Consider the following 19752-nt stretch of genomic DNA (forward strand, 5'->3'; position numbering starts at 1 on the left):
ACGGGCCCAGGTCAAAAATGCTGATGTGCGGTTGCCGCAAAAGGGGGCCGGCGGATGCGCGCGCGCATCGCCGGTAATCCCTTGAGTGCTTACATGCGGAAGTGCTCGCCCAGATAGACGCGCCGCACGCTTTCGTTTTCGATGATTTCGCTCGGTGCACCGGCGGCCAGCACGCTGCCGTCGCTGATGATGTAGGCGTGATCGCAGATGCCGAGCGTCTCGCGCACGTTGTGGTCGGTGATCAGCACGCCGATATTGCGCTGCTTCAGAAATTTGACGATTTTCTGGATTTCCAGCACGGCGATCGGATCGACGCCCGCGAACGGTTCGTCGAGCAGAATGAAGCTCGGGTTGGTGGCCAGCGCGCGGGCGATTTCGACCCGGCGGCGCTCGCCACCCGACAGCGACAGCGCTGGATTCTCGCGCAGGTGAGCGATCTGCAGTTCGTCGAGCAGGGCTTCGGTGCGGCTGGTGATGGTGTCTTTGCTAAGCCGCTTGCCGTTGTCTTCGTGCTGCAACTCCAGCACCGCACGAATGTTTTCTTCGACCGTGAGCTTGCGGAACACGGAAGCTTCCTGCGGCAGATACGACAGGCCCAGCGAGGCCCGCTTGTGGATCGGCAGCAAGCTGATGGACTTGCCGTCCAGATCGATTTCACCTGCATCGAGCGGTACGAGGCCGACGATCATATAAAACGACGTGGTCTTGCCAGCACCGTTGGGGCCTAGCAGGCCGACCACTTCGCCGCTTTTGACCTCGAGCGACACGTCTTTGACGACCGTGCGCGAGCCGTAACGCTTTTTCAGGTTGCGCACCACCAGCGAACTGCTGGTGCCGGCCGGTTTGCGATTGGGGAGGGACGCGGAGTTACTCACCGGTTCGGCGCTCCCTGGATCGAGGTGGACGGCGTGAGCGTGGCCGACGCGCCGTTCAGCGGCGCCGCGCCGCCGTTGCGCGGCGCCAGCATACCCCGCACGCGGCCCCCGGGGTTGCCCGGGCTGGCCGCGTCCTTGCCGGATTTCGCCGTATAGAAGTCGTTCTGGCCGTCGTATGTGATCACGCTGCCGTGCACGTCGTCCAGCAAGGTGGAGAGCCCTTGCAAACGTCTCACGGTGGCGTTGGTGGTCAACGTGGTCAGATCCTGCTTGCCGTCGTAGTCGATGCGGACAGCCGTACCTTCGATATATTCGTCGAGACCTTCGCGCTTCTGGCGGAAATAGGACAGATCGCCTCCGTTCGAGGTGCCGGTGGCGTATTGATAGCCTTGCGGGTCCTGCGTGACCTCGACGCGATCGGCCTTGATCAAAATCGTACCTTTGGTGACGACGACGTGGCCGGTGAGAACAGTGGCCTGCTTCAGATCGTCGTAGGTCGTGTAATCCGCTACAAAATTCAACGGCTTGTCCTTATCGGCGCGGTCCGCGTGTGCAAGCGGCGCGAAGCCGGCGAGCGGCAACGCGATCATCAGCGCAGCGAGTCCGGCGCGGCACGCGGACAGGGTGCGCGAGCGGCCGGTATCAAAACGGGGGAACGATTCGTTCATGCAGTCACGCCTGGAATGGATTACCCGGGTTGCTTGGGCGAGCTGGCGGAGCCTTCGGACGCGGCGATCGCGCCTTTCACATTGCCGAACAGCTGCATAACCCGGGTGACGTTGTTGTAGTTCATGCCGCTGGCAGTCATCACGGACATGCCGCGCTGAAGTTTAACCGGCTTTTCAGTCTCGATCACATCGTCGTTGACCAGCACCCTAAAATGCTGCGAATCCGCTTGCATCTGCGGATCGCCGTTGCCGGCCGCCCGCACGATGCGCGCGTTGCCGTACAGGTCGACGATCGACGCGTCGCCGTTCACCTTGCCGGTATCGCCGGTCGCGGTGACGATCGGTTTGCCGGGCTGGAACGCGCGCATGGCCGGCTTCACCAGATCGCTCAGCTCGTCGTCTTCGTAGTGGATCAGGCTGGCGGCGGTCAGGCGGTATTGCGTGGAGCCCGACTGGTCGAGTTCGGACACCGAGAAGTTGTCCGCGAAATAGTCAGGCGTGTGCTCTTTGGGACGCACCACGCCTTCGTTCTGGCGCGGCAAGGTGGCTTGCAGCAGCCACCAGGTGACGCCGGCGAGCGCCGCCATCGCGACGAGCGGAATCAGCGAGGTCAGGCGAAACTGATTCATCCGACCAGGCCCCGCTGTTCGCCGCTGCAGGCTGCCGCGAGCAGTTCATCGTATTTGTGCTGCGCGCGCAGCAGCGTGTCGCAGACTTCGCGCGCGGCGCCGTGGCCACCGCGCGCCTCGCTGACCCAGTGGGCGCGCGCGATCACTTCAGGATGCGAATTCGCCGGCGCCGCCGCGAAGCCGACCTTCAGCATCACGCCGAGATCGACCCAGTCGTCGCCCATGTAGCCACATTCCTCGGCGGTCATGCCGGTTTGCTTCAGCAGGTCCGCAAACGCCTGGGGTTTGTCCTGCACGCCCTGATAGACATGCGTGATGTGCATTTCTTTGGCGCGCGCCGCGACGATGCCCGATTTGCGCCCCGTGATGATCGCGGTTTCGATGCCGGCCTGGCGCAGCAGCTTCATGCCGTGGCCGTCCATCGAATTGAACGCTTTCATGGTGTCGCCTTCCGCCGTGAACAGCAGCCCGCCGTCGGTCAGCACGCCGTCGACGTCGAAAATCATCAGCTTTACGCGGCTCGCGCGTTCGGTGGCGGTAAGGGACGCGGGGGCCATCAGATCACCTTCTTTGAAAACAGGTCGTGCATGTTGAGTGCGCCGATCAGCTTGCCTGCTTCGTCGACGACCAGCATCTGATTGATGCGGTGGCGCTCCATCAGTTCCACGGCTTCCACGGCAAGGTGGTCCGGACCGATGGTGCGCGGGCCGGCCGTCATGACTGAATCGATCGACAGGCTGCGGAAATCGCCGTCGCGTTCGAGCACACGGCGCAAGTCGCCGTCGGTGAAAATGCCGGCGACGCGATCTTCACGGTCGACGATCGCCGTCATGCCCATGCGCTTGGCGGTCAACTGGAACAGCGCGTCGCGCACGGTGGCCTCACGCGTCACCTTCGGCACCTGGTCGCCGGTGCGCATCACGTCGCGCACATAAGTGAGCAGGCGGCGGCCGAGCGCACCGCCCGGGTGCGAGCGGGCGAAGTCGTCCGGACCAAAGCCGCGGGCGTCCAGCACGGCGACCGCGAGCGCATCGCCGAGCGCGAGCGCGGCGGTGGTGCTGGCGGTTGGCGCAAGATTCATCGGGCAGGCTTCTTTCGACACGCCGGCGTTCAGATGCACGTCGGCCAATTGCGCAAGGCTCGACGAAGGCCGGCCGGTCATGGCAATCAATTTCGCGCCCATGCGCTTGATCAGCGGCAAAATGGACACTAGCTCTTCGGTTTCGCCGGAATTCGACAGCGCGACAAAGACGTCGTCGGCCGTGACCATGCCGAGGTCGCCGTGACTGGCTTCCGCGGGGTGGACGAAGAACGCTGGTGTGCCGGTGCTGGCGAGCGTGGCCGCCAGCTTGCGGGCCACGTGGCCTGATTTGCCGATGCCGGAAACGACCACGCGTCCACGGCAACCCAGGATGAAATCGACCGCCCCGACAAAGCCGCTGTCGAGTTGATCGCGAAGCGCGCGCACGGCGTCCGCTTCGATGTCGAGCACGTCACGAGCGAGCGCGAGTGCCCGGTCGCCATTGATTTTCGCTATCATTCGCGGAGTATAGCAAAGGCGCTTGTTCGCCGCGCCGGGCCTGCTGTGCCAAGCCGCTGCCTTCACCGGCCCCTCAACCTTGTCGCACGGCGCTTTGCGTGCGCGGTTCCGCTGACGAACGAGGACGCTTTAGATGCGCTTTTGCCGATGATTTCCCCACTCGAAATGACACTGTTCCTGCTGCTGGCGTCAGTAGCAGGCGTGGTGATTTTTCGCTTTCTGAATCTGCCGCCGATGCTCGGCTATCTGACGGTGGGGATCGTCGTCGGTCCGCACGCATTCGGCCTGATTCCTGATTCCGTGGGGGCGCAGAACCTTGCCGAATTCGGCGTGGTGTTCCTGATGTTCTCGATCGGGCTGGAGTTTTCGCTCTCCAAACTGCGCTCGATGCGGCGGCTCGTATTCGGCTTAGGCCTCTTGCAGGTGATCGGCACGATCGCCGTGGCGGTGTCGCTCGGTTTCTTGCTGGAGCGCTGGGTGCATATCACCTGGCAGGCCAGCGTTGCATTGGGCGGCGCGCTGGCCATGTCGTCGACCGCGATCGTCAGCAAGATGCTGGCCGAGCGGCTGGAGATCGAAACCGAGCACGGCCGCAATATCTTCGGCGTGCTGCTGTTTCAGGATCTGGCCGTGGTGCCGCTGTTAATCATCATCTCGGCGCTGGGCGGCAATTCGGAGGATCTCGTCAGCGCGCTCGGGGTGGCGGCGATCAAGATCGTGGTGGCATTGTCGCTGCTGCTGATTGTCGGCCAGCGTTTCATGACGCGCTGGTTCAATGTGGTGGCGCGGCGCCGTTCGCAAGAACTATTTATTCTCAATCTCCTTCTGGTGACGCTCGGCGCGGCGTTCATCACGGACAAGTTTGGTTTGTCGCTCGCGCTCGGCGCGTTCATCGCGGGTATGTTGATCGCGGAAACGCCGTACCGGCATCAGGTGGAAGAGGACATCAAGCCGTTTCGCGACGTGCTGCTCGGGCTCTTCTTCGTCACCACCGGCATGCTGCTGAACCCGCGGGTGATCTGGGAGCATCCGTTTATTGTGCTGGGTTTCCTGGTTGGCCCGATCCTGCTGAAGGCGGTGATGGTGACCGGGCTCTCGCGCCTGTTCGGCGCCTCGCCGGGCGTCGCGATGCGTACCGGTATCGGTCTTGCGCAAGCCGGCGAGTTCGGGTTCGTGCTGCTGAATCTGATTCTCGACAAGCACCTCGTCGACGCCACGCTGCTGCAGGCGATCCTCGCTGCGATGTTGCTGTCGATGCTAGCCGCGCCGTTCCTGATCCAGAACGCGGACCGTATCGTGCTACGCCTGTCGTCGACTGAATGGATGATGCAGTCGTTGCAGATGACGCGCATTGCCACGCAGAGCCTGAAGCAAAGCGGTCACGTGATTATTTGCGGTTACGGCCGGGCCGGCCAGAATCTGGCGCGCATGCTGGAGCACGAAGGCCTGTCGTACGTGGCGCTGGATCTGGACCCCGACCGTGTGGCCGCGGCCGCGGCCGCCGGTGAATCAGTCGTGTTCGGCGACGCGGGGCGGCGCGAATCGCTGCTCGCGGCCGGTATCCATCGCGCTGCGGCGATTGCAATCACTTACGCGAACACGCCCTCCGCGTTACGCGTGCTGCACAACATTCACGAGCTTGAGCCGACGCTGCCGGTGATCGTGCGTACCGTCGACGACGCCGATCTGGAAAAGCTGCTCGCCGCCGGCGCGACCGAAGTGATTCCGGAAATCGTCGAGGGCAGCCTGATGCTGGCGTCGCACACGCTGGTGGTGATGGGCGTGCCGATGCGGCGCGTGGTGCGGCGGGTCGAGGAAATGCGCGACGAGCGTTATGCGCTGTTGCGCGGCTATTTCCACGGTGCGGACGACGTCGAAGACGACGACGGTCACGAACAGGTGAGGCTACAATCGGTGCCGGTCGACGAAAACGCGGACGCGGTGGGCCGCACGCTGGCGGAGCTGGGATTGTTCGACGTGGGCGTCGAAGTGACGGCGATCCGCCGGCACGGCATTCGCGGCGTCGAACCGGACCCGTCCACCAAGCTGCGCGCGAGCGATATCGTGGTGCTGCGCGGTCTGCCCGAACAACTGGCCGAAGCGGAAGAGCGCCTCTCGAAGCATCGCCGCGCGGGCGCCGCCGCGGCCTGACGAGCCGCGGATGGCGGTCAGGGCGTGTGTCACCCGGCCGACCTCGTTTAGCCTTTCATCGGACCGCCGAGGTCCATCCGGAGACATCATGTCCAACGTGCTTGCGGGCGCGCCGCTCAATGCGCCCGAGTTCGTCAAAAGCAAGATTCGCACGGTGCCCGACTGGCCGCAGCCGGGCGTGCAGTTTCGCGACATCACGCCGCTGCTGCAATGTCCGAAGTCGCTGCGCACGCTGATCGACCTGTTCGTGCAGCGCTATATCGACGCGAAGCTCGATTACATCGCCGGTCTCGATGCGCGCGGTTTCATCATCGGGCCGATCCTCGCGTACGAACTGAACCTGGGCTTCATTCCAATCCGCAAGCAGGGCAAGCTGCCGTACAAGCGCGTGTCCGAATCGTACAAACTCGAATACGGCACCGCGACCGTCGAGATTCATGAAGACGCCTGTCAGCCCGGCGACCGCATCGTGCTCGTCGACGACCTGATCGCGACCGGCGGCACGATGATGGCCGGCAAGATACTGCTCGAGCGGCTCGGCGCGGTGGTGGTGGAGGGCGCTGCGATCGTCGATCTGCCGGAACTGGGCGGCTCGGCGTTGCTGCGCGAAGCGGGCTTGCCGCTTTATACCGTGACGCAATTCGAAGGTCATTGATCGTCCTGCGAACTTCGTCCCGCACGCCAACAAGGTAAGAACGATGCCCAACTTCCTGCTGTTTCTCGCCACCTCGATTGCCATCACGATGGCGCCCGGTCCCGACAATCTGCAAGTGCTTGCGCGCGGCATCTCGCAGGGCCGCGCGGCCGGTCTTGTCGCCGCGCTCGGCTTTGCCGCGGGCATCACGTTTCACACCACGCTGGCCGCGCTCGGCGTGGCCGCGTTGCTGCGTTCGTCGCCGCTTGCCTTTGAAGCGATCAAGCTGGCTGGCGCCGCCTATCTGGTCTGGATCGGCATCAAGGCGCTGCGCAGCCAGGGGCTGGCCACCGCGCACGAGCGCGCGCCGCAACCGTTGATGGCGGTGTTTCGTCAAAGCGTGCTCGGCAATCTGCTGAACCCGAAGGTGACGTTGTTCTTCGTCGTGTTCCTGCCGCAGTTCGTGCAGCCGCACGGCACGCAGAGCGTCACGCTGCAGATGCTCGAACTCGGCGTGCTGTTCATGCTGCAAACGGTGGTGGTGTTTTCGCTATTCGGTGTGTGCGCGGGGATGATCGGTGGCTGGCTCAAGCGCCGGCCGCGGGTGGGCGTATGGCTCGATCGCCTCGCGGGCGCCACGTTCATCGCGATCGGCATTCGCGTGGCATTGCGCGATTGACGGCTGAGGTTTGACGGCTGAGGTGTAACGGCCGCTACAGAAGAACAGTTGGGAGCTTTGAATGACTTTGCCTTGTATTACCGCTGCGCGCCGCTTCGAGATTCACGCGCATCGGCCGTTCTGGATCGACGGCCAGCAGGTCGGCTGGATTCGCTCGAACGACGTGCCCTTGCTCGCGCGCTGGCCGGATGTATTTGAAATCGGCAGCACCCGTGTGACGCTCGCGGCCGCGTTCAATACGGTCGATCTGCGTAGCGCGGCGCTCGGCTCCGTGATCGGCGCGCTCGCCGCCGAAGGCCGTATTCCAGGCTGGCGCAACGAGACGTACGCGATCCGCAATGCGTTCGATGCACCGCCGCTTGCCTATATCGAGCGCGCCGCGTCGCGCTTCTTCGGCACGCTGACCTACGCGGTGCATCTGAACGGCGTCGTAGAATACGTGGATGGCGCGCCGCAACTGTGGATCGCGCGCCGCAGCGACACCAAGGCGACCGACCCCGGCATGCTCGACAATGTCGTGGCCGGCGGGATCGGCTGGGGCTTCGGCATCGAGGCGACGATCATCAAGGAGTGCTGGGAAGAAGCCGGGATTCCGGAGGAGATTGCCGCGCGTGCCGTGGCGGGCCGCACGGCCCATGTGCTCCAATCGTTGCCGGAAGGCACGCAGGCCGAACAGATTTTTATCTATGACCTGGCGCTGCCGGCTGATTTCGCGCCGCGCAATCAGGATGGCGAAGTGGGAGAGCACCGGCTTGCGCGTATCGACGAAGTGGCGCGCTGGATCGAAGAAGGCGCGATGACGGTGGACGCGAGCCTCGCGACGCTCGATTGCCTGCTGCGCCGCCGCTGGATCGATGAAGACGCGTGCCCGGGCATCGGCACGTTGTTCGTGCCGCCCGCCCTGGACTGAACTGGACGCTGCATCACGCCGAATACACTACGCGAACAAACCACGCAATGAAGAAGGGAGTCACCCAGGTCATGCCGACCGATCACAGCTTTATCCTCAAACTGTCGTGCGCCGACCGGCCCGGCATCGTCCACGCGGTTTCGGGCTTTCTGTTCGAGCGTGGCAGCAATATTCTCGACTCCGCGCAGTTCGGCGACAGCCGCACCGGCGAGTTCTTCATGCGCGTGCATTTTCAGCAGGTGGGCGGCGATCCGGGTCTGGACGCGCTGCGCACGTCGTTTACGACGCTCGCCGAGCAGTTCGGCATGCGTTGGGAACTTCACGATGCGTCGGTGAAGCCGCGCGTGGTGATCATGGTGTCGAAGATCGGCCATTGCCTGAACGATCTGCTGTTCCGCTATCGCACTGGCCAACTGGGTATCGAGATTGCGGCGATCATCTCGAACCACAAGGAGTTCTATCAACTCGCCGCCAGCTACGACATTCCGTTCCATCACTTCCCGCTGATGGGCGCGACGCCCGACGCAAAGGCCGCGCAGGAAGCGCGCGTGCTCGAAGTGATCGACGAGCATCAGGCCGATCTGGTGGTGCTCGCGCGCTACATGCAGATTCTGTCGCCGAAGCTGTGCGAAGCATTGGCGGGCCGCGCGATCAACATTCACCACTCGTTCCTGCCGAGCTTCAAGGGCGCGAAGCCGTATTACCAGGCGTTCGATCGCGGCGTGAAGCTGATCGGCGCGACGGCCCACTACGTGACCACGGATCTCGACGAAGGTCCGATCATCGAGCAGGAAGTGGAGCGGGTCGACCACAGCATGACGCCGGAGCAATTGACGGCGATTGGCCGTGATGTCGAATGCGTGACGCTCGCGCGTGCGGTGAAGTGGCACGTCGAGCATCGTGTGGTGTTGAACGGCAGCAAGACGGTGGTGTTCCGCTAAAAGCCGGTGAGGCGCGTGCAGCGACGCCGGCAAGGCTTGAGCCGCGCCGCTCGCTGCAGTCGCGCGCCGGAGACGTCCGTCCGGCGCAACCTTCCCCTAAGACTGCGCCGCTGACTGGCCCGTGTCCCGCGCGAGATTCGCGTTACGGGCGGAACGGCGGCGCGCGTTCAGCTTCTTCAGCCAGATCAGCAGTCCCGTCGCGCTCAGCACGGCGACTGCAATACCCACCGCGCTAATCAGAATCCGTCCGCCCACACCGAGGATGCGGCCCGAGTGCAGCGGGAATTGAATCTGCAGGAAGACGTCGCCTGCCGTGCCCTTGCCGGGAATCTGCGCGCCGAGTTGCTTGCCGGTGGCCGCGTCCCAATACATCCACGGATTGCCCAGCCCGATGTCGCCGTGATCGTTGCCGGTGGCGTAGAAGCCGACGCCGTACGCGTGCAGAAGGCCTGCGTAGTAAATGCCACCCGGCGGTACCTTCAGGTTTTGCGCTTTGCCGGCTTCCTCGGCCAGTTGCACGATGCGCTCACGACTCAGCACCTGATCGCCTGGCTGCGGCGCGCGCAGGATTTCCGGGTTGTTGATCGGATCGGGCGTAAGCGTCGAAAACACCGACACGATCGGCCGCACGACTGGCGCGGAAAGGTTCATCGACACCGAGGTCAAGGCGGCGATCGCCAGCAAACCCCAGATCCACACGCCGCCCGAGCGGTGCAGATCGAAGGTGAGCGCATAGCCGCCGCGCTTCAGGCGAAAGGCAAACGACTTGCGCCACGCTTTGAAGCTCGGAAACGACAGCCAGAGCGCGATCACGCTATCGAACAGCCACACGATCCCGACAATGCCCATCAGCCACGTGCCGATATCGACGCCGCCGGTAAACGGCAACTGCAGCGTGTAGTGCAGCTTATAAATGAACGGAATCAGATTGAGCCGCGCAAGCGACACGGCGCCCCATTCGCGGCGTCCCTGGATATCGCCGGTGGCGGGATCGACGGCGATCTGGTTGAAGTCGAGCGGGTAGGGCTGCTGCGTGGCGGGGTTGATGCGCGGCAGCACCATCATCTGCAAGGTGTGGCCGGGTTCAGCCGCGAGCGACAGATAGGTCACCTCGAATCGCGGATCGGCGGCTTCCACGCGGCGCGCCAATTCCAGCCCCGAGAGCGCGGGGCCGTCGGTACGCGCCTTGAAGAAAGTCGGGTTCAGGGCCGCATCGAGTTCATGATCCCACGCGATGATCGCGCCGGTCAGGCCGGCGATAAACAGAAACAGCGCGGTGGCGACGCCGAACCAGCGATGCAGGCGGACAAACTGTTGCCTCATGCCTGAGCCAGCGGGACGGGAATGGAAGGATGGCGGTGATTCACGGTGGAGCAGTGTAAATGGGAATTGTTCGCATCTTAGATGAAGGGCGCAGTCTACCGCAAGTGGCGCGTCGGTGTGGCGACCGACGTCAAAGTGTGGCTACATTTCACCGGGTTGGAACAGAGCTGCCAAAAAAAACGGCACCGAAGTGCCGCCTTGATTCTGCGCTTGCGTTCCGCGTCTACACCAGCCGCAGATAAATCAGTTCCCGCTTGATATACGCATAGAAGATCGGCGCCGCGACTACGCCGGGGATGCCGAAAGCGGCTTCCATCACGAGCATTGCAATCAGCAGTTCCCAGGCGCGCGCCTCGATCTGGCCGCCGACAATGCGCGCATTCAGGAAGTACTCCAGCTTGTGAATCAGGATCAGGAAGACGAGCGACATGACCGCCGCCGGAAAGCTCACCGAGAGCGCCACCGCGACGATGATCGTGTTCGAGATCAGATTGCCGATCACCGGCAGCAGGCCGACGATAAAGGTCACCAGCACCAGCGTCTTGGACAGCGGCAGCGTGTCGTGAAAGATCGGCAGCACCACCAGCAGGAAGATGCCGGTGAAGAACGCATTGATCGCGGAGATCTTCACCTGCGCGAACACGATGCGGCGAAAGGCGTCCGCGAAACGTGTCACACGCGTGACGAAGGCCGTGGACAGCGGCAGCCGCTGCATATGTTTCTGCGCGCCCACCGCGATGATCGCGCCGATGATCATGCCGATCAGAATGTGGGTGAAGGCGCGCGCCGCGGTCTTGCCGCTTTGCTGCAGCATGTTGGCGTGCGTTTGCATGAGCTCGGTGGCCTTCGTCTTCATCTGCTCGGTGTCGACCGGCAGATAGTTGGCGACGAATTGCGGAATCCGGCCGCGCGCCTGGTCAATCAGCTGCATGGCCTGGTCGAGCAGCTTCTGCACGCTCGGCACGTCGTTCTCGAAATGCTCGATGATGCCGAGCGTCAGGCCTGTCAACGCTCCCACGATGACCACCGACAGGATCACCACGGCGAGCCAGCGCGCACGCTGGCTGGACATATGCCGCTCGATGCGCGGCGCGATCGTATGTACGAGTTGGAACACCAGCAGCCCGGCGAGTAACGCGCCGAGCAGATTCAGTTCGATGACCGCCCACATCCCGAACAGCATCAGCAGGTAACTGCCGATTTCGACCGCCGACAGCTTTGGCAGGCTCATGTCGCTAGTCAGCCTGACCGGGCGTGGGCGTAGGTCCTGCACTTGCCCGTCGTCGCGCGCCTGATTCCGCTTGGCCATGGCTTATCCCGTCTCCCACCCGTGTTGTGCAGCGTTACGTTCGACTGGCGGCGCGCTTGAGCAAAGGCGCCAGATACTTACCGGTAAAACTTGCCTTCGACTTTGCGACTTGCTCCGGCGTGCCTTGCGCAATGATCTGACCGCCGCCCGCGCCACCTTCGGGGCCAAGATCGATGACCCAGTCAGCCGTCTTTATTACATCGAGATTATGCTCGATGATCACGACGGTATTACCCTGGTCCCGTAACCGATGGATAACTTCCAGCAGCAGCGCGATGTCGTGAAAGTGCAGGCCGGTGGTCGGCTCGTCGAGAATATATAGAGTGCGACCGGTATCGCGCTTGCTCAGTTCCAAAGATAGTTTGACGCGCTGTGCTTCGCCGCCTGACAGCGTGGTGGCCGACTGGCCCAGCCGGATATAGCCCAAACCCACGTCCAGCAAGGTTTTCAGCTTGCGCGCGACAACCGGCACCGGCTTGAAGAACTCATAGGCGTTCTCGACGGTCATGTCGAGCACTTCGCTGACGTTCTTGCCTTTGTATTGCACGTCGAGCGTTTCGCGGTTGTAGCGCTTGCCGTGGCAGACGTCGCAAGGCACGTACACGTCCGGCAAAAAGTGCATTTCCACCTTCAGCACGCCATCGCCCTGGCAGGATTCGCAGCGGCCGCCCTTCACGTTGAACGAGAAGCGGCCCGCTTCGTAGCCGCGTTCCTTCGCTGCCGGGACGCCGGAGAACAGTTCGCGAATCGGCGTGAAAAGACCCGTGTAAGTGGCCGGATTCGAGCGTGGTGTGCGGCCGATCGGCGACTGGTCGACGTTGATGACCTTGTCGAAATGCTCGAGGCCTTCGATCGACTCGTACGGCGCCGGCTCGGTGGACGAACCATACAGATGATGCGCGACCGCGTGATACAGCGTGTCGTTGATCAGCGTCGACTTGCCCGAGCCCGAGACGCCGGTCACGCAGGTCAGCAAGCCGACCGGCAGATCGAGCGAGACGTGCTTCAGATTGTTGCCGTACGCCTCGACGATACGCAGACGCCGCTCGTCCGGCTCCTTGCGTTCATCCGGGAATTCGATGTTGCGGGCGCCGGACATGTACTGCCCGGTCATCGAGGCCGCATTCGCCTGCACCTGCTTGGGTGTGCCCTCGGCGATCACCATGCCGCCGTGTTCGCCCGCGCCCGGTCCCATGTCGACCACGTAATCGGCCATGCGGATCATGTCTTCGTCGTGCTCGACGACGATCACCGAGTTGCCCAGGTCGCGCAAATGTTTGAGCGTGGCGATCAGCCGGTCGTTGTCGCGTTGATGCAGGCCGATGGACGGCTCGTCCAGCACGTACATCACGCCGGTCAGGCCCGAGCCGATCTGCGAGGCGAGGCGAATGCGCTGCGCTTCGCCGCCCGAGAGGGTTTCCGCACTGCGTTCAAGCGACAGGTAGTCGAGCCCGACGTTATTCAGGAACATGAGCCGCGCGACGATTTCCTTCACGACCTTGTCGGCGATTTCGCGTTTGGAGCCTTCGAGCCGCAGCGTCTGGAAGTAGCCGAGCGCATCGCGCAACGGCCAGCCGCTGATTTCGAAGATGCCGCGCGCGTCGCCGTCCGCGCCGATCCGCACGAAGCGCGCTTCGCGGCGCAGCCGTGTGCCTGCGCAATGCGGACACGGCTGGTTGTTCTGATACTTGGCGAGCTCTTCGCGCACCGCGACCGAATCGGTCTCGCGGTAACGCCGCTCCAGATTCGGGATGATGCCTTCGAACACATGCTCGCGCACGGAAGTGCGGCCGCGTTCGTTGATATATGAAAACGGAATTTCCTGCTTGCCCGAGCCGAACAGCAGGATCTTGCGAACTTTTTCCGCCAGATCTTCGACGGCGGTATCGATGTCGAACTCGTAGAAAGCCGCAAGGCTTTGCAGCATCTGGAAGTAAAACTGGTTGCGCCGGTCCCAGCCCTTCACCGCGCCTGCCGCCAGCGACAACGACGGATGCGCGACCACCCGCTTCGGATCGAAGAAGGTGATTTGCCCGAGGCCGTCGCATTCCGGGCACGCGCCCATCGGATTGTTGAACGAGAAGAGGCGCGGCTCCAGTTCCTGCAACGAATACGAGCAGATCGGACAGGCGAACTTCGAGCTGAACAGATGCTCCTTGTCCGTATCCATTTCGAGCGCGATCGCGCGGCCGTCCGCGAGACGGAGTGCCGTTTCGAACGATTCGGCGAGCCGCTGCTTCATGTCGCCGCGCACCTTAAGACGATCGACGACCACGTCGATCGTGTGCTTGTCGTTCTTCTTCAGCTTCGGCAGCGAGTCGACTTCATAGATCTTCGCGACGCCCTCATTGGCCGTGCCGCCGCCCGAGCGCACCCGGAAGCGGATAAAGCCCTGTGCCTGCATTTCCTCGAACAGCTCGACGTGCTCGCCTTTGCGATTCGCCACCACGGGCGCGAGGATCATCAGCTTGGTCTCTTCCGGCAGCGCGAGCGCCGCGTCGACCATCTGCGAAACGCTTTGCGCTTCCAGCGGTATTTCGTGATCCGGACAGTAAGGCGTACCGACTCGCGCGAACAGCAGACGCAGATAGTCGTGGATTTCGGTAACGGTGCCGACCGTGGAGCGCGGATTGTGCGAGGTCGCTTTCTGTTCGATCGAGATCGCCGGCGACAGGCCTTCAATCAGATCGACGTCCGGTTTCTCCATCAGTTGCAGGAATTGGCGCGCGTAGGCGGAAAGACTTTCGACATAGCGCCGCTGTCCTTCCGCGTAGAGCGTGTCGAACGCGAGCGACGATTTGCCTGAGCCGGATAGGCCCGTAATCACGACGAGCTTGTGACGAGGGAGATCGAGATTGACGTTCTTCAGGTTGTGGGTGCGAGCCCCACGAATGCGGATTTGTTCCACGGATTTATTCCATGAACTGGCGGAAAGAGGAGGAGGCTAAACCTGCTACTATAACGACTTTTCAAGACCGCCGTTACGGCTTCCTGGCAGCCTGAACGGGCACCAGGGCCGGCTGTAAGACAGCGGTCTAGCGCTGCGGGGAAGGGGTTTAACTGGGGCCATTTTCCGCGAGTACAAGGCGCCGCGGGCACCAGCGAGACTGCAACAAGGCCGCCGGCGCGGGTGCGGTGCCGCCTGATTGCCGCCGCCCAGCCGTTACGTGGTAAGCCGCCCGGCTGTGGCTGCCCAGCTCATTCAAAGAACGCTCCCGATGTCCAATCCGTCCGCTACATCCTCACGCATGACTGCGCCTGAACTGCGCGCGACCGTGTCGCTTGCCGCCATTTTCGCGCTGCGCATGCTCGGCCTCTTCATGATCATGCCGGTGTTCTCGATCTACGCGAAGACCATCCCCGGCGGCGACAACGTACTGCTGGTGGGCATCGCGCTGGGCGCGTACGGCGTGACGCAGTCGATGCTGTACATTTTCTACGGCTGGATTTCCGACAAGGTGGGGCGCAAGCCGGTCATTGCGACCGGTCTGCTGATCTTCGCGCTCGGCAGCTTTGTTGCAGCGGGCGCGCACGACATGACGTGGATCATCGTCGGCCGGGTGATTCAGGGGATGGGCGCGGTGTCCTCCGCAGTGATCGCATTTATCGCCGACCTCACCTCCGAGGAACATCGCACCAAGGCGATGGCGATGGTGGGCGCCAGTATTGGCGTGTCCTTCGCGGTGGCGATCGTCGGCGCGCCGATCGTGTTTCAGTGGGTCGGCATGAGCGGCCTGTTTACGCTGGTGGGCATCTTCTCGATTCTGGCGATCGGCCTGGTGTTGTGGGTCGTGCCGGATGCGCCGAGGCCCGTGCATGTTCGCGCGCCGTTTGCCGAAGTGCTGCATAACGTCGAACTGCTGCGCCTGAACTTCGGCGTGCTCGTGCTGCATGCCACACAAACCGCGCTGTTCCTCGTCGTGCCGCGCATTCTCGAAGCCGGCGGCTTGCCGGTCGCCTCGCACTGGAAAGTGTATTTGCCGGTGATGGGGCTCTCGTTCGTGATGATGGTCCCGGCGATCATTGCCGCCGAAAAGCGCGGGAAAATGAAAATCGTGCTGCTGTCGGCGATCGGTCTTATCCTGATCGGACAGTTGTTGTTGGGCGTCGCACCGCATACGATTCTGAGTGTGGCGGCGATCCTTTTTGTCTACTTTCTGGGCTTCAATATTCTGGAAGCGTCGCAGCCTTCGCTGGTGTCGAAACTGGCGCCTGGCACCCGAAAGGGCGCGGCGGCCGGGGTCTACAACACCACGCAGTCGATCGGTCTTGCGCTGGGCGGCATGATCGGCGGCTGGCTGCTGAAAGTGGACGGTCAGAGCGCGGTATTTTTCACTTGCTCTGGGTTGGTCTTTTGCTGGCTTATAATCGCCGCAAACATGAAACAGCCGCCCCGCAAGGCGTAACTGGAATCATCACAGAACTCACCAGGCGGCGGGCTGAGGCGCAGTTCTGGTCTCCGGCCTGCCGGCCATGAGACGCGAACCGTGTACTGCCGCGCCGCCCGCAACGGAATCAACAGGAGAAACTCATGGCATCCGTGAACAAGGTCATTCTCGTCGGCAACCTCGGAGCCGATCCGGAAGTCCGTTATCTGCCGAGCGGCGACGCAGTGGCGAACATTCGCCTTGCGACGACGGACCGGTACAAGGACAAGGCATCCGGCGAATTCAAGGAAGCCACTGAATGGCACCGCGTGACGTTCTTCGGCCGCCTGGCTGAGATCGTGTCGGAATACCTGAAGAAGGGCTCGTCGGTGTATCTGGAAGGGCGCATCCGCACCCGTAAGTACCAGGCGCAGGACGGCACCGACCGTTACTCGACGGAAATCGTCGCCGAGCAGATGCAAATGCTGGGTGGCCGCGGCGGCTCGATGGGCGGCGGTGGTGGCGACGAAGGCGGTTATAGCCGCGGTGAGTCGTCGGAGCGTAGCGGCGGCGGCGGCGGCGGTCGTGCGGCTTCCGGCGGCGGCGCAGCGCGTGGTGGCAGCGGCGGTGGCGGCGGTTCGAGCCGCCCGAGCGCACCGGCTGGCGGCGGGTTTGACGAGATGGACGACGATATTCCGTTCTGATCGCCCGCACATGCATTGATCGAAATAAAAAGCCCCGCAAGCGGGGCTTTTTATTTGCACATCATTTCGCGAGGCACCGACTCGTTAGCGCCTCAGGTGTCCCAACGTGTCTCTCAGAGGGGCACTGGAGACCACGATAGGCCCGGTAAACGGCGTATCGAGATCGACAATGACGTAGATAGCAGACGCAATGGAAATAGCCCCGAGCGTGATGGTGACCAGCGCCAACGCGTTCCGAGGTGCGATCAAGCCGAAACTCAGAAAAATCACGCACAGCCAGAAATTTAGCGTCACCAGGAAAGGCTGCGAAATAGAGCTATGCGCTTCCTCGATGAGCTTCCAGCGCGCATCCACCACCCGCCGATACTGCATCAATGCATCGTCGAGCAAACGCTGCTGCAACGGGTCATGCGTCTGCAACTGTCGCAGTTCCTTGCCAGCCGCCGTCAGCAGGTCGCCGAGCTGCAGACTCTCCAGCGTTTGCGAACTATCCGGCGAGCGGATGTCCTTTGGATAGTCGCCGGCAGGTGCCGGCTGGTCCGGCCAGGTCGACGCAATCGCCGCTGCGGTATAACTGCGCAGCAGCCGGCGAGGCTCATCTGTAGCACTGCCATATTCCCGTAACGTTGAGTCGAGTTCGATCAGGTCCGCAGCATAGGTACGCATATCGATCGAGGCGGTATCGAAGCTGGTTTTCGCGGACGCGGTCATCAACCCCAGTACCAACGCTGCAAACGTCACCAGCATGCCGATCACCAGTTGGATGAGCTGCACGGTTTCGTGTGCCTTATGCTCTTCGGGCACCAGCGGCCGCACCCAGACGCCGGCACCGGTCGCAACGAGCAGTAAAACAAAAACCAGTACGGCCGAACCGACTTCCGACATAGCAATGCTCCGCGAACTTTCGCTTCGTCACTTTCCATTAACTGCCGGTTGCCGAAAACCCGGGTAGTCCCGCAATTGCCCACGTGTGAGCAGACGCCGTTTTCCGCACGTATGTTGCTATAGCGCAAACGTATGCGCCATCGGCCATAAAGTTTTCGGTAATCCCGCCGTAGACCCTCTATGTGGCATTCGCTTAAGTTTTAGACAATGGTTGCGAACCTGGCCGAATGGGCTTGGGCGCAGCACGCGTGGCCGAGGCTACTTCTGAACGTCGGTCAGGCAGCCCAATGGAGACAAGCCCGGTGTTGAAAAATCTGTCGATTCGTACCTGCCTCACCCTGATGATCGTATTCTTTGGCGTCGTACTGCTGTTCGGTGCCGCTGCGGGTCTGCTGTCGTTGCGCTCGAGCAACGCATCGCTACAGCAGATGTACACCGTGGACACACCCGCAGTCGCTGATCTGGAGGGCAGTGCTGGACAGCTGCTGCGTTTGCGCCTCGCGCTGGCCACCTATGCGTCGTTGGTCGATCTAGGCGATCAGGACGGCGCGAATGCGGTGCTCAAGCGTTTCGATCAGTACCAGAAAGCATCTAACGAACGACTTGCCCACTATGTGAGCCGCGCGAGCGCGGAAGCCGATGAGCAGCGTTTGATCAAGGATATGCAGGACAAGCGGGACACCTTCCTCCACGAGGGCGTCGAGCCGGCGCTGGCCGCGCTCAAATCCGGCGACAAGACCGCCTTCCAGCAGTTGCAGGCGCACAAACTGCCGTCGCTCTATAGCGCGTATGAAAAGTCGATGCTGGCGCTCGAACAGTTGCAACTCGACCACGGCGCGCAACGCTATCAGGATGCACAGGACCTGTTCTTTGCGATCTGCATCGCGGTAGCGGTCGGCATAGGCGTTTCGCTACTCGGTTCATGGATTGGCCGTGCGGTGCTGGTGCGCGCGATCGTGAGTCCCGTCGACGCGACTATTGCGCAGTTTCAGCGGATTGCCAACGGCGACCTGACCAGCAATATCGCGGTGGCCAGCGACAACGAAATGGGCCGCCTGGCTGCGGCGTTGCGCAAGATGCAGGACTCGTTGATCGCTACGGTGAATTCGGTGCGGCAAGGGACGGAATCCATCGATACGGGCGTGAGTGAAATCGCGGCGGGCAACACCGATTTGTCGCAACGTACGGAGGAGCAGGCAGCCTCGCTGGAGGAAACTGCCGCCAGCATCGAGCAACTGACCTCCACGGTCAAGCAGACGGCGGACAACGCGAAGCAGGCGAGTTCGCTCGCGCAAGGCGCGTCGAGTCTTGCTGCGCAAGGGGGCGATCTGACTGAGCAGGTGGTGGGCACGATGCACGGTATCGTCGACGACTCGCGGCGGATTGCTGACATTGTCGGCGTGATTGAGGGGATTGCCTTCCAGACCAACATCCTTGCGTTGAACGCAGCGGTTGAGGCGGCGCGCGCGGGCGAGCAGGGGCGTGGGTTCGCGGTGGTGGCGAGTGAAGTGCGGTCGTTGGCACAACGAAGTGCGACGGCGGCCAAGGAGATCAAAGGTCTGATTGACGCATCGACGGCACGGGTGGAGGCAGGTTCACAACTGGTCGAGCGTTCGGGCTCGACGATGAACGAGATTGTTGACGCGATTGCTCGCGTGAGTTCGATCATGGGCGAGATTGCGGCTGCCGCGATTGAGCAGAGTACCGGGATCGATCAGGTGAATCTCGCTGTCGCTCAGATGGATGAGGTTACGCAGCAGAATGCCGCACTGGTGGAGCAGGCCGCTGCGGCGGCTGGTTCGCTTGAGGAGCAGGCGAGGAGGTTGACGTCGGCGGTGGCTGTCTTTCAGACGGGAAATGGGGTTGTTGCTGTCGCCGGACGGAGGGTTCCTGCGGAGAGCTTTGTTGCCGGGTGATGATTTTTTTGCCTTTGGCGGCGGCATTTCGTTGTGCCTGCGGCGTTGGCCTTTCCTTGTTTGCTTATTGGTTTATTAGTGTTCCCCCTGTGCGGGGGGAACCTACTTTTCTTTGCACACCAAGTGGACTTCCTTCGGGGCGCCGCCGCAAAGAAAAGTAGGCAAAAGAAAGCGGCTTCAAACCGCTAATTTTTAAGCGGGTCCCTTGGCCTGGAGGGGAT

Annotated in this window: 17 protein-coding genes; 8 read left to right on the plus strand and 9 right to left on the minus strand. The window is 62.4% G+C overall.

The window, feature by feature from the left end:
* Window positions 1-89: 89 nt before the first annotated feature.
* Genes lptB through kdsD form a run of 5 tightly spaced genes read right to left on the minus strand, consistent with a single transcriptional unit; the run spans window position 90 to window position 3712 of the window.
* On the minus strand, window positions 90-875 hold the full coding sequence (gene lptB, locus PQR27_RS01720) for an LPS export ABC transporter ATP-binding protein (protein ID WP_408522006.1): 786 nt from the start codon (window positions 873-875) through the stop codon (window positions 90-92).
* Complete coding sequence (lptA, locus tag PQR27_RS01725; RefSeq protein ID WP_408522007.1) at window positions 872-1543, minus strand: lipopolysaccharide transport periplasmic protein LptA; 672 nt, start codon at window positions 1541-1543, stop codon at window positions 872-874. The genes lptB and lptA overlap by 4 nt, the downstream gene beginning before the upstream one ends.
* 20 nt (window positions 1544-1563) lie before the next feature.
* Window positions 1564-2172 carry an LPS export ABC transporter periplasmic protein LptC gene (lptC, locus tag PQR27_RS01730; RefSeq protein ID WP_408522008.1) on the minus strand — a complete coding sequence of 203 codons (609 nt, stop codon included), beginning with the start codon at window positions 2170-2172 and terminating at the stop codon, window positions 1564-1566.
* The gene (locus PQR27_RS01735) at window positions 2169-2729 is read right to left on the minus strand and encodes a KdsC family phosphatase (RefSeq protein ID WP_408522009.1); all 561 of its coding nucleotides are present in this window, start codon (window positions 2727-2729) and stop codon (window positions 2169-2171) included. The genes lptC and PQR27_RS01735 overlap by 4 nt, the downstream gene beginning before the upstream one ends.
* Window positions 2729-3712, minus strand: a complete 984-nt coding sequence (kdsD, locus tag PQR27_RS01740; protein ID WP_408522010.1) for an arabinose 5-phosphate isomerase KdsD — start codon at window positions 3710-3712, stop codon at window positions 2729-2731. Before kdsD ends, PQR27_RS01735 begins: the two co-directional genes overlap by 1 nt.
* A 147-nt stretch (window positions 3713-3859) precedes the next feature.
* Here kdsD and PQR27_RS01745 point away from each other — a divergent pair, with 147 nt between their 5' ends.
* The 5 genes from PQR27_RS01745 (at window position 3860) to purU (ending at window position 9027) form a co-directional block, all read left to right on the plus strand.
* Window positions 3860-5863, plus strand: a complete 2004-nt coding sequence (locus PQR27_RS01745; RefSeq protein WP_408522011.1) for a monovalent cation:proton antiporter family protein — start codon at window positions 3860-3862, stop codon at window positions 5861-5863.
* 88 nt (window positions 5864-5951) lie between these two features.
* Window positions 5952-6518 (plus strand): adenine phosphoribosyltransferase, encoded by a 567-nt coding sequence (locus PQR27_RS01750; RefSeq protein WP_408522012.1) that lies wholly within the window; start codon window positions 5952-5954, stop codon window positions 6516-6518.
* 43 nt (window positions 6519-6561) lie between these two features.
* Window positions 6562-7176 carry a LysE family translocator gene (locus PQR27_RS01755; protein WP_408522013.1) on the plus strand — a complete coding sequence of 205 codons (615 nt, stop codon included), beginning with the start codon at window positions 6562-6564 and terminating at the stop codon, window positions 7174-7176.
* Between the two features lie 61 nt (window positions 7177-7237).
* Window positions 7238-8086, plus strand: a complete 849-nt coding sequence (locus PQR27_RS01760; RefSeq protein ID WP_408522014.1) for an NUDIX hydrolase — start codon at window positions 7238-7240, stop codon at window positions 8084-8086.
* 71 nt (window positions 8087-8157) lie between these two features.
* The gene (gene purU, locus PQR27_RS01765; RefSeq protein ID WP_408525376.1) at window positions 8158-9027 is read left to right on the plus strand and encodes a formyltetrahydrofolate deformylase; all 870 of its coding nucleotides are present in this window, start codon (window positions 8158-8160) and stop codon (window positions 9025-9027) included.
* Between the two features lie 96 nt (window positions 9028-9123).
* On the opposite strand, the gene PQR27_RS01770 is transcribed toward purU, so the two are convergent.
* The 3 genes from PQR27_RS01770 to uvrA all read right to left on the minus strand — a co-directional run bounded on the left by PQR27_RS01770 (window position 9124) and on the right by uvrA (window position 14567).
* On the minus strand, window positions 9124-10350 hold the full coding sequence (locus PQR27_RS01770) for a PepSY-associated TM helix domain-containing protein (RefSeq protein WP_408522015.1): 1227 nt from the start codon (window positions 10348-10350) through the stop codon (window positions 9124-9126).
* 223 nt (window positions 10351-10573) lie between these two features.
* A complete protein-coding gene (locus PQR27_RS01775; protein ID WP_408522016.1) occupies window positions 10574-11659 on the minus strand; it encodes an AI-2E family transporter in 1086 nt (361 codons plus the stop codon).
* Window positions 11660-11693: 34 nt separating this feature from the next.
* The gene (uvrA, locus tag PQR27_RS01780; protein WP_408522017.1) at window positions 11694-14567 is read right to left on the minus strand and encodes an excinuclease ABC subunit UvrA; all 2874 of its coding nucleotides are present in this window, start codon (window positions 14565-14567) and stop codon (window positions 11694-11696) included.
* Between the two features lie 310 nt (window positions 14568-14877).
* Between uvrA and PQR27_RS01785 the strand changes: the two genes are divergently transcribed.
* Both PQR27_RS01785 and PQR27_RS01790 read left to right on the plus strand, forming a co-directional pair.
* Window positions 14878-16065, plus strand: coding sequence for an MFS transporter (locus tag PQR27_RS01785; protein ID WP_408522018.1), 1188 nt, complete (start codon window positions 14878-14880; stop codon window positions 16063-16065).
* A gap of 125 nt (window positions 16066-16190) precedes the next feature.
* Window positions 16191-16730 carry a single-stranded DNA-binding protein gene (locus PQR27_RS01790; RefSeq protein WP_408522019.1) on the plus strand — a complete coding sequence of 180 codons (540 nt, stop codon included), beginning with the start codon at window positions 16191-16193 and terminating at the stop codon, window positions 16728-16730.
* Window positions 16731-16814: 84 nt separating this feature from the next.
* Here the strand turns inward: PQR27_RS01790 and PQR27_RS01795 are convergent, their stop codons facing one another.
* Window positions 16815-17615 carry a bestrophin-like domain gene (locus PQR27_RS01795; protein WP_408522020.1) on the minus strand — a complete coding sequence of 267 codons (801 nt, stop codon included), beginning with the start codon at window positions 17613-17615 and terminating at the stop codon, window positions 16815-16817.
* Window positions 17616-17917: 302 nt separating this feature from the next.
* Here PQR27_RS01795 and PQR27_RS01800 point away from each other — a divergent pair, with 302 nt between their 5' ends.
* Window positions 17918-19531, plus strand: coding sequence for a methyl-accepting chemotaxis protein (locus PQR27_RS01800; protein WP_408522021.1), 1614 nt, complete (start codon window positions 17918-17920; stop codon window positions 19529-19531).
* Window positions 19532-19752: the final 221 nt, after the last annotated feature.

The sequence above is a fragment of the Paraburkholderia fungorum genome, from assembly GCF_046027215.1.
GTDB lineage: Bacteria > Pseudomonadota > Gammaproteobacteria > Burkholderiales > Burkholderiaceae > Paraburkholderia > Paraburkholderia fungorum_D.

Bases quoted from the DNA above. Each gene is read 5' to 3' on its own strand.
- lptA (WP_408522007.1), bottom strand. From the start codon at position 1,543: ATGAACGAATCGTTCCCCCGTTTTGATACCGGCCGCTCGCGCACCCTG.
- lptC (WP_408522008.1), bottom strand. From the start codon at position 2,172: ATGAATCAGTTTCGCCTGACCTCGCTGATTCCGCTCGTCGCGATGGCG.
- PQR27_RS01735 (WP_408522009.1), bottom strand. From the start codon at position 2,729: ATGGCCCCCGCGTCCCTTACCGCCACCGAACGCGCGAGCCGCGTAAAG.
- kdsD (WP_408522010.1), bottom strand. From the start codon at position 3,712: ATGATAGCGAAAATCAATGGCGACCGGGCACTCGCGCTCGCTCGTGAC.
- PQR27_RS01745 (WP_408522011.1), top strand. From the start codon at position 3,860: ATGATTTCCCCACTCGAAATGACACTGTTCCTGCTGCTGGCGTCAGTA.
- PQR27_RS01750 (WP_408522012.1), top strand. From the start codon at position 5,952: ATGTCCAACGTGCTTGCGGGCGCGCCGCTCAATGCGCCCGAGTTCGTC.
- PQR27_RS01755 (WP_408522013.1), top strand. From the start codon at position 6,562: ATGCCCAACTTCCTGCTGTTTCTCGCCACCTCGATTGCCATCACGATG.
- PQR27_RS01760 (WP_408522014.1), top strand. From the start codon at position 7,238: ATGACTTTGCCTTGTATTACCGCTGCGCGCCGCTTCGAGATTCACGCG.
- purU (WP_408525376.1), top strand. From the start codon at position 8,158: ATGCCGACCGATCACAGCTTTATCCTCAAACTGTCGTGCGCCGACCGG.
- PQR27_RS01770 (WP_408522015.1), bottom strand. From the start codon at position 10,350: ATGAGGCAACAGTTTGTCCGCCTGCATCGCTGGTTCGGCGTCGCCACC.
- PQR27_RS01775 (WP_408522016.1), bottom strand. From the start codon at position 11,659: ATGGCCAAGCGGAATCAGGCGCGCGACGACGGGCAAGTGCAGGACCTA.
- PQR27_RS01785 (WP_408522018.1), top strand. From the start codon at position 14,878: ATGTCCAATCCGTCCGCTACATCCTCACGCATGACTGCGCCTGAACTG.
- PQR27_RS01790 (WP_408522019.1), top strand. From the start codon at position 16,191: ATGGCATCCGTGAACAAGGTCATTCTCGTCGGCAACCTCGGAGCCGAT.
- PQR27_RS01795 (WP_408522020.1), bottom strand. From the start codon at position 17,615: ATGTCGGAAGTCGGTTCGGCCGTACTGGTTTTTGTTTTACTGCTCGTT.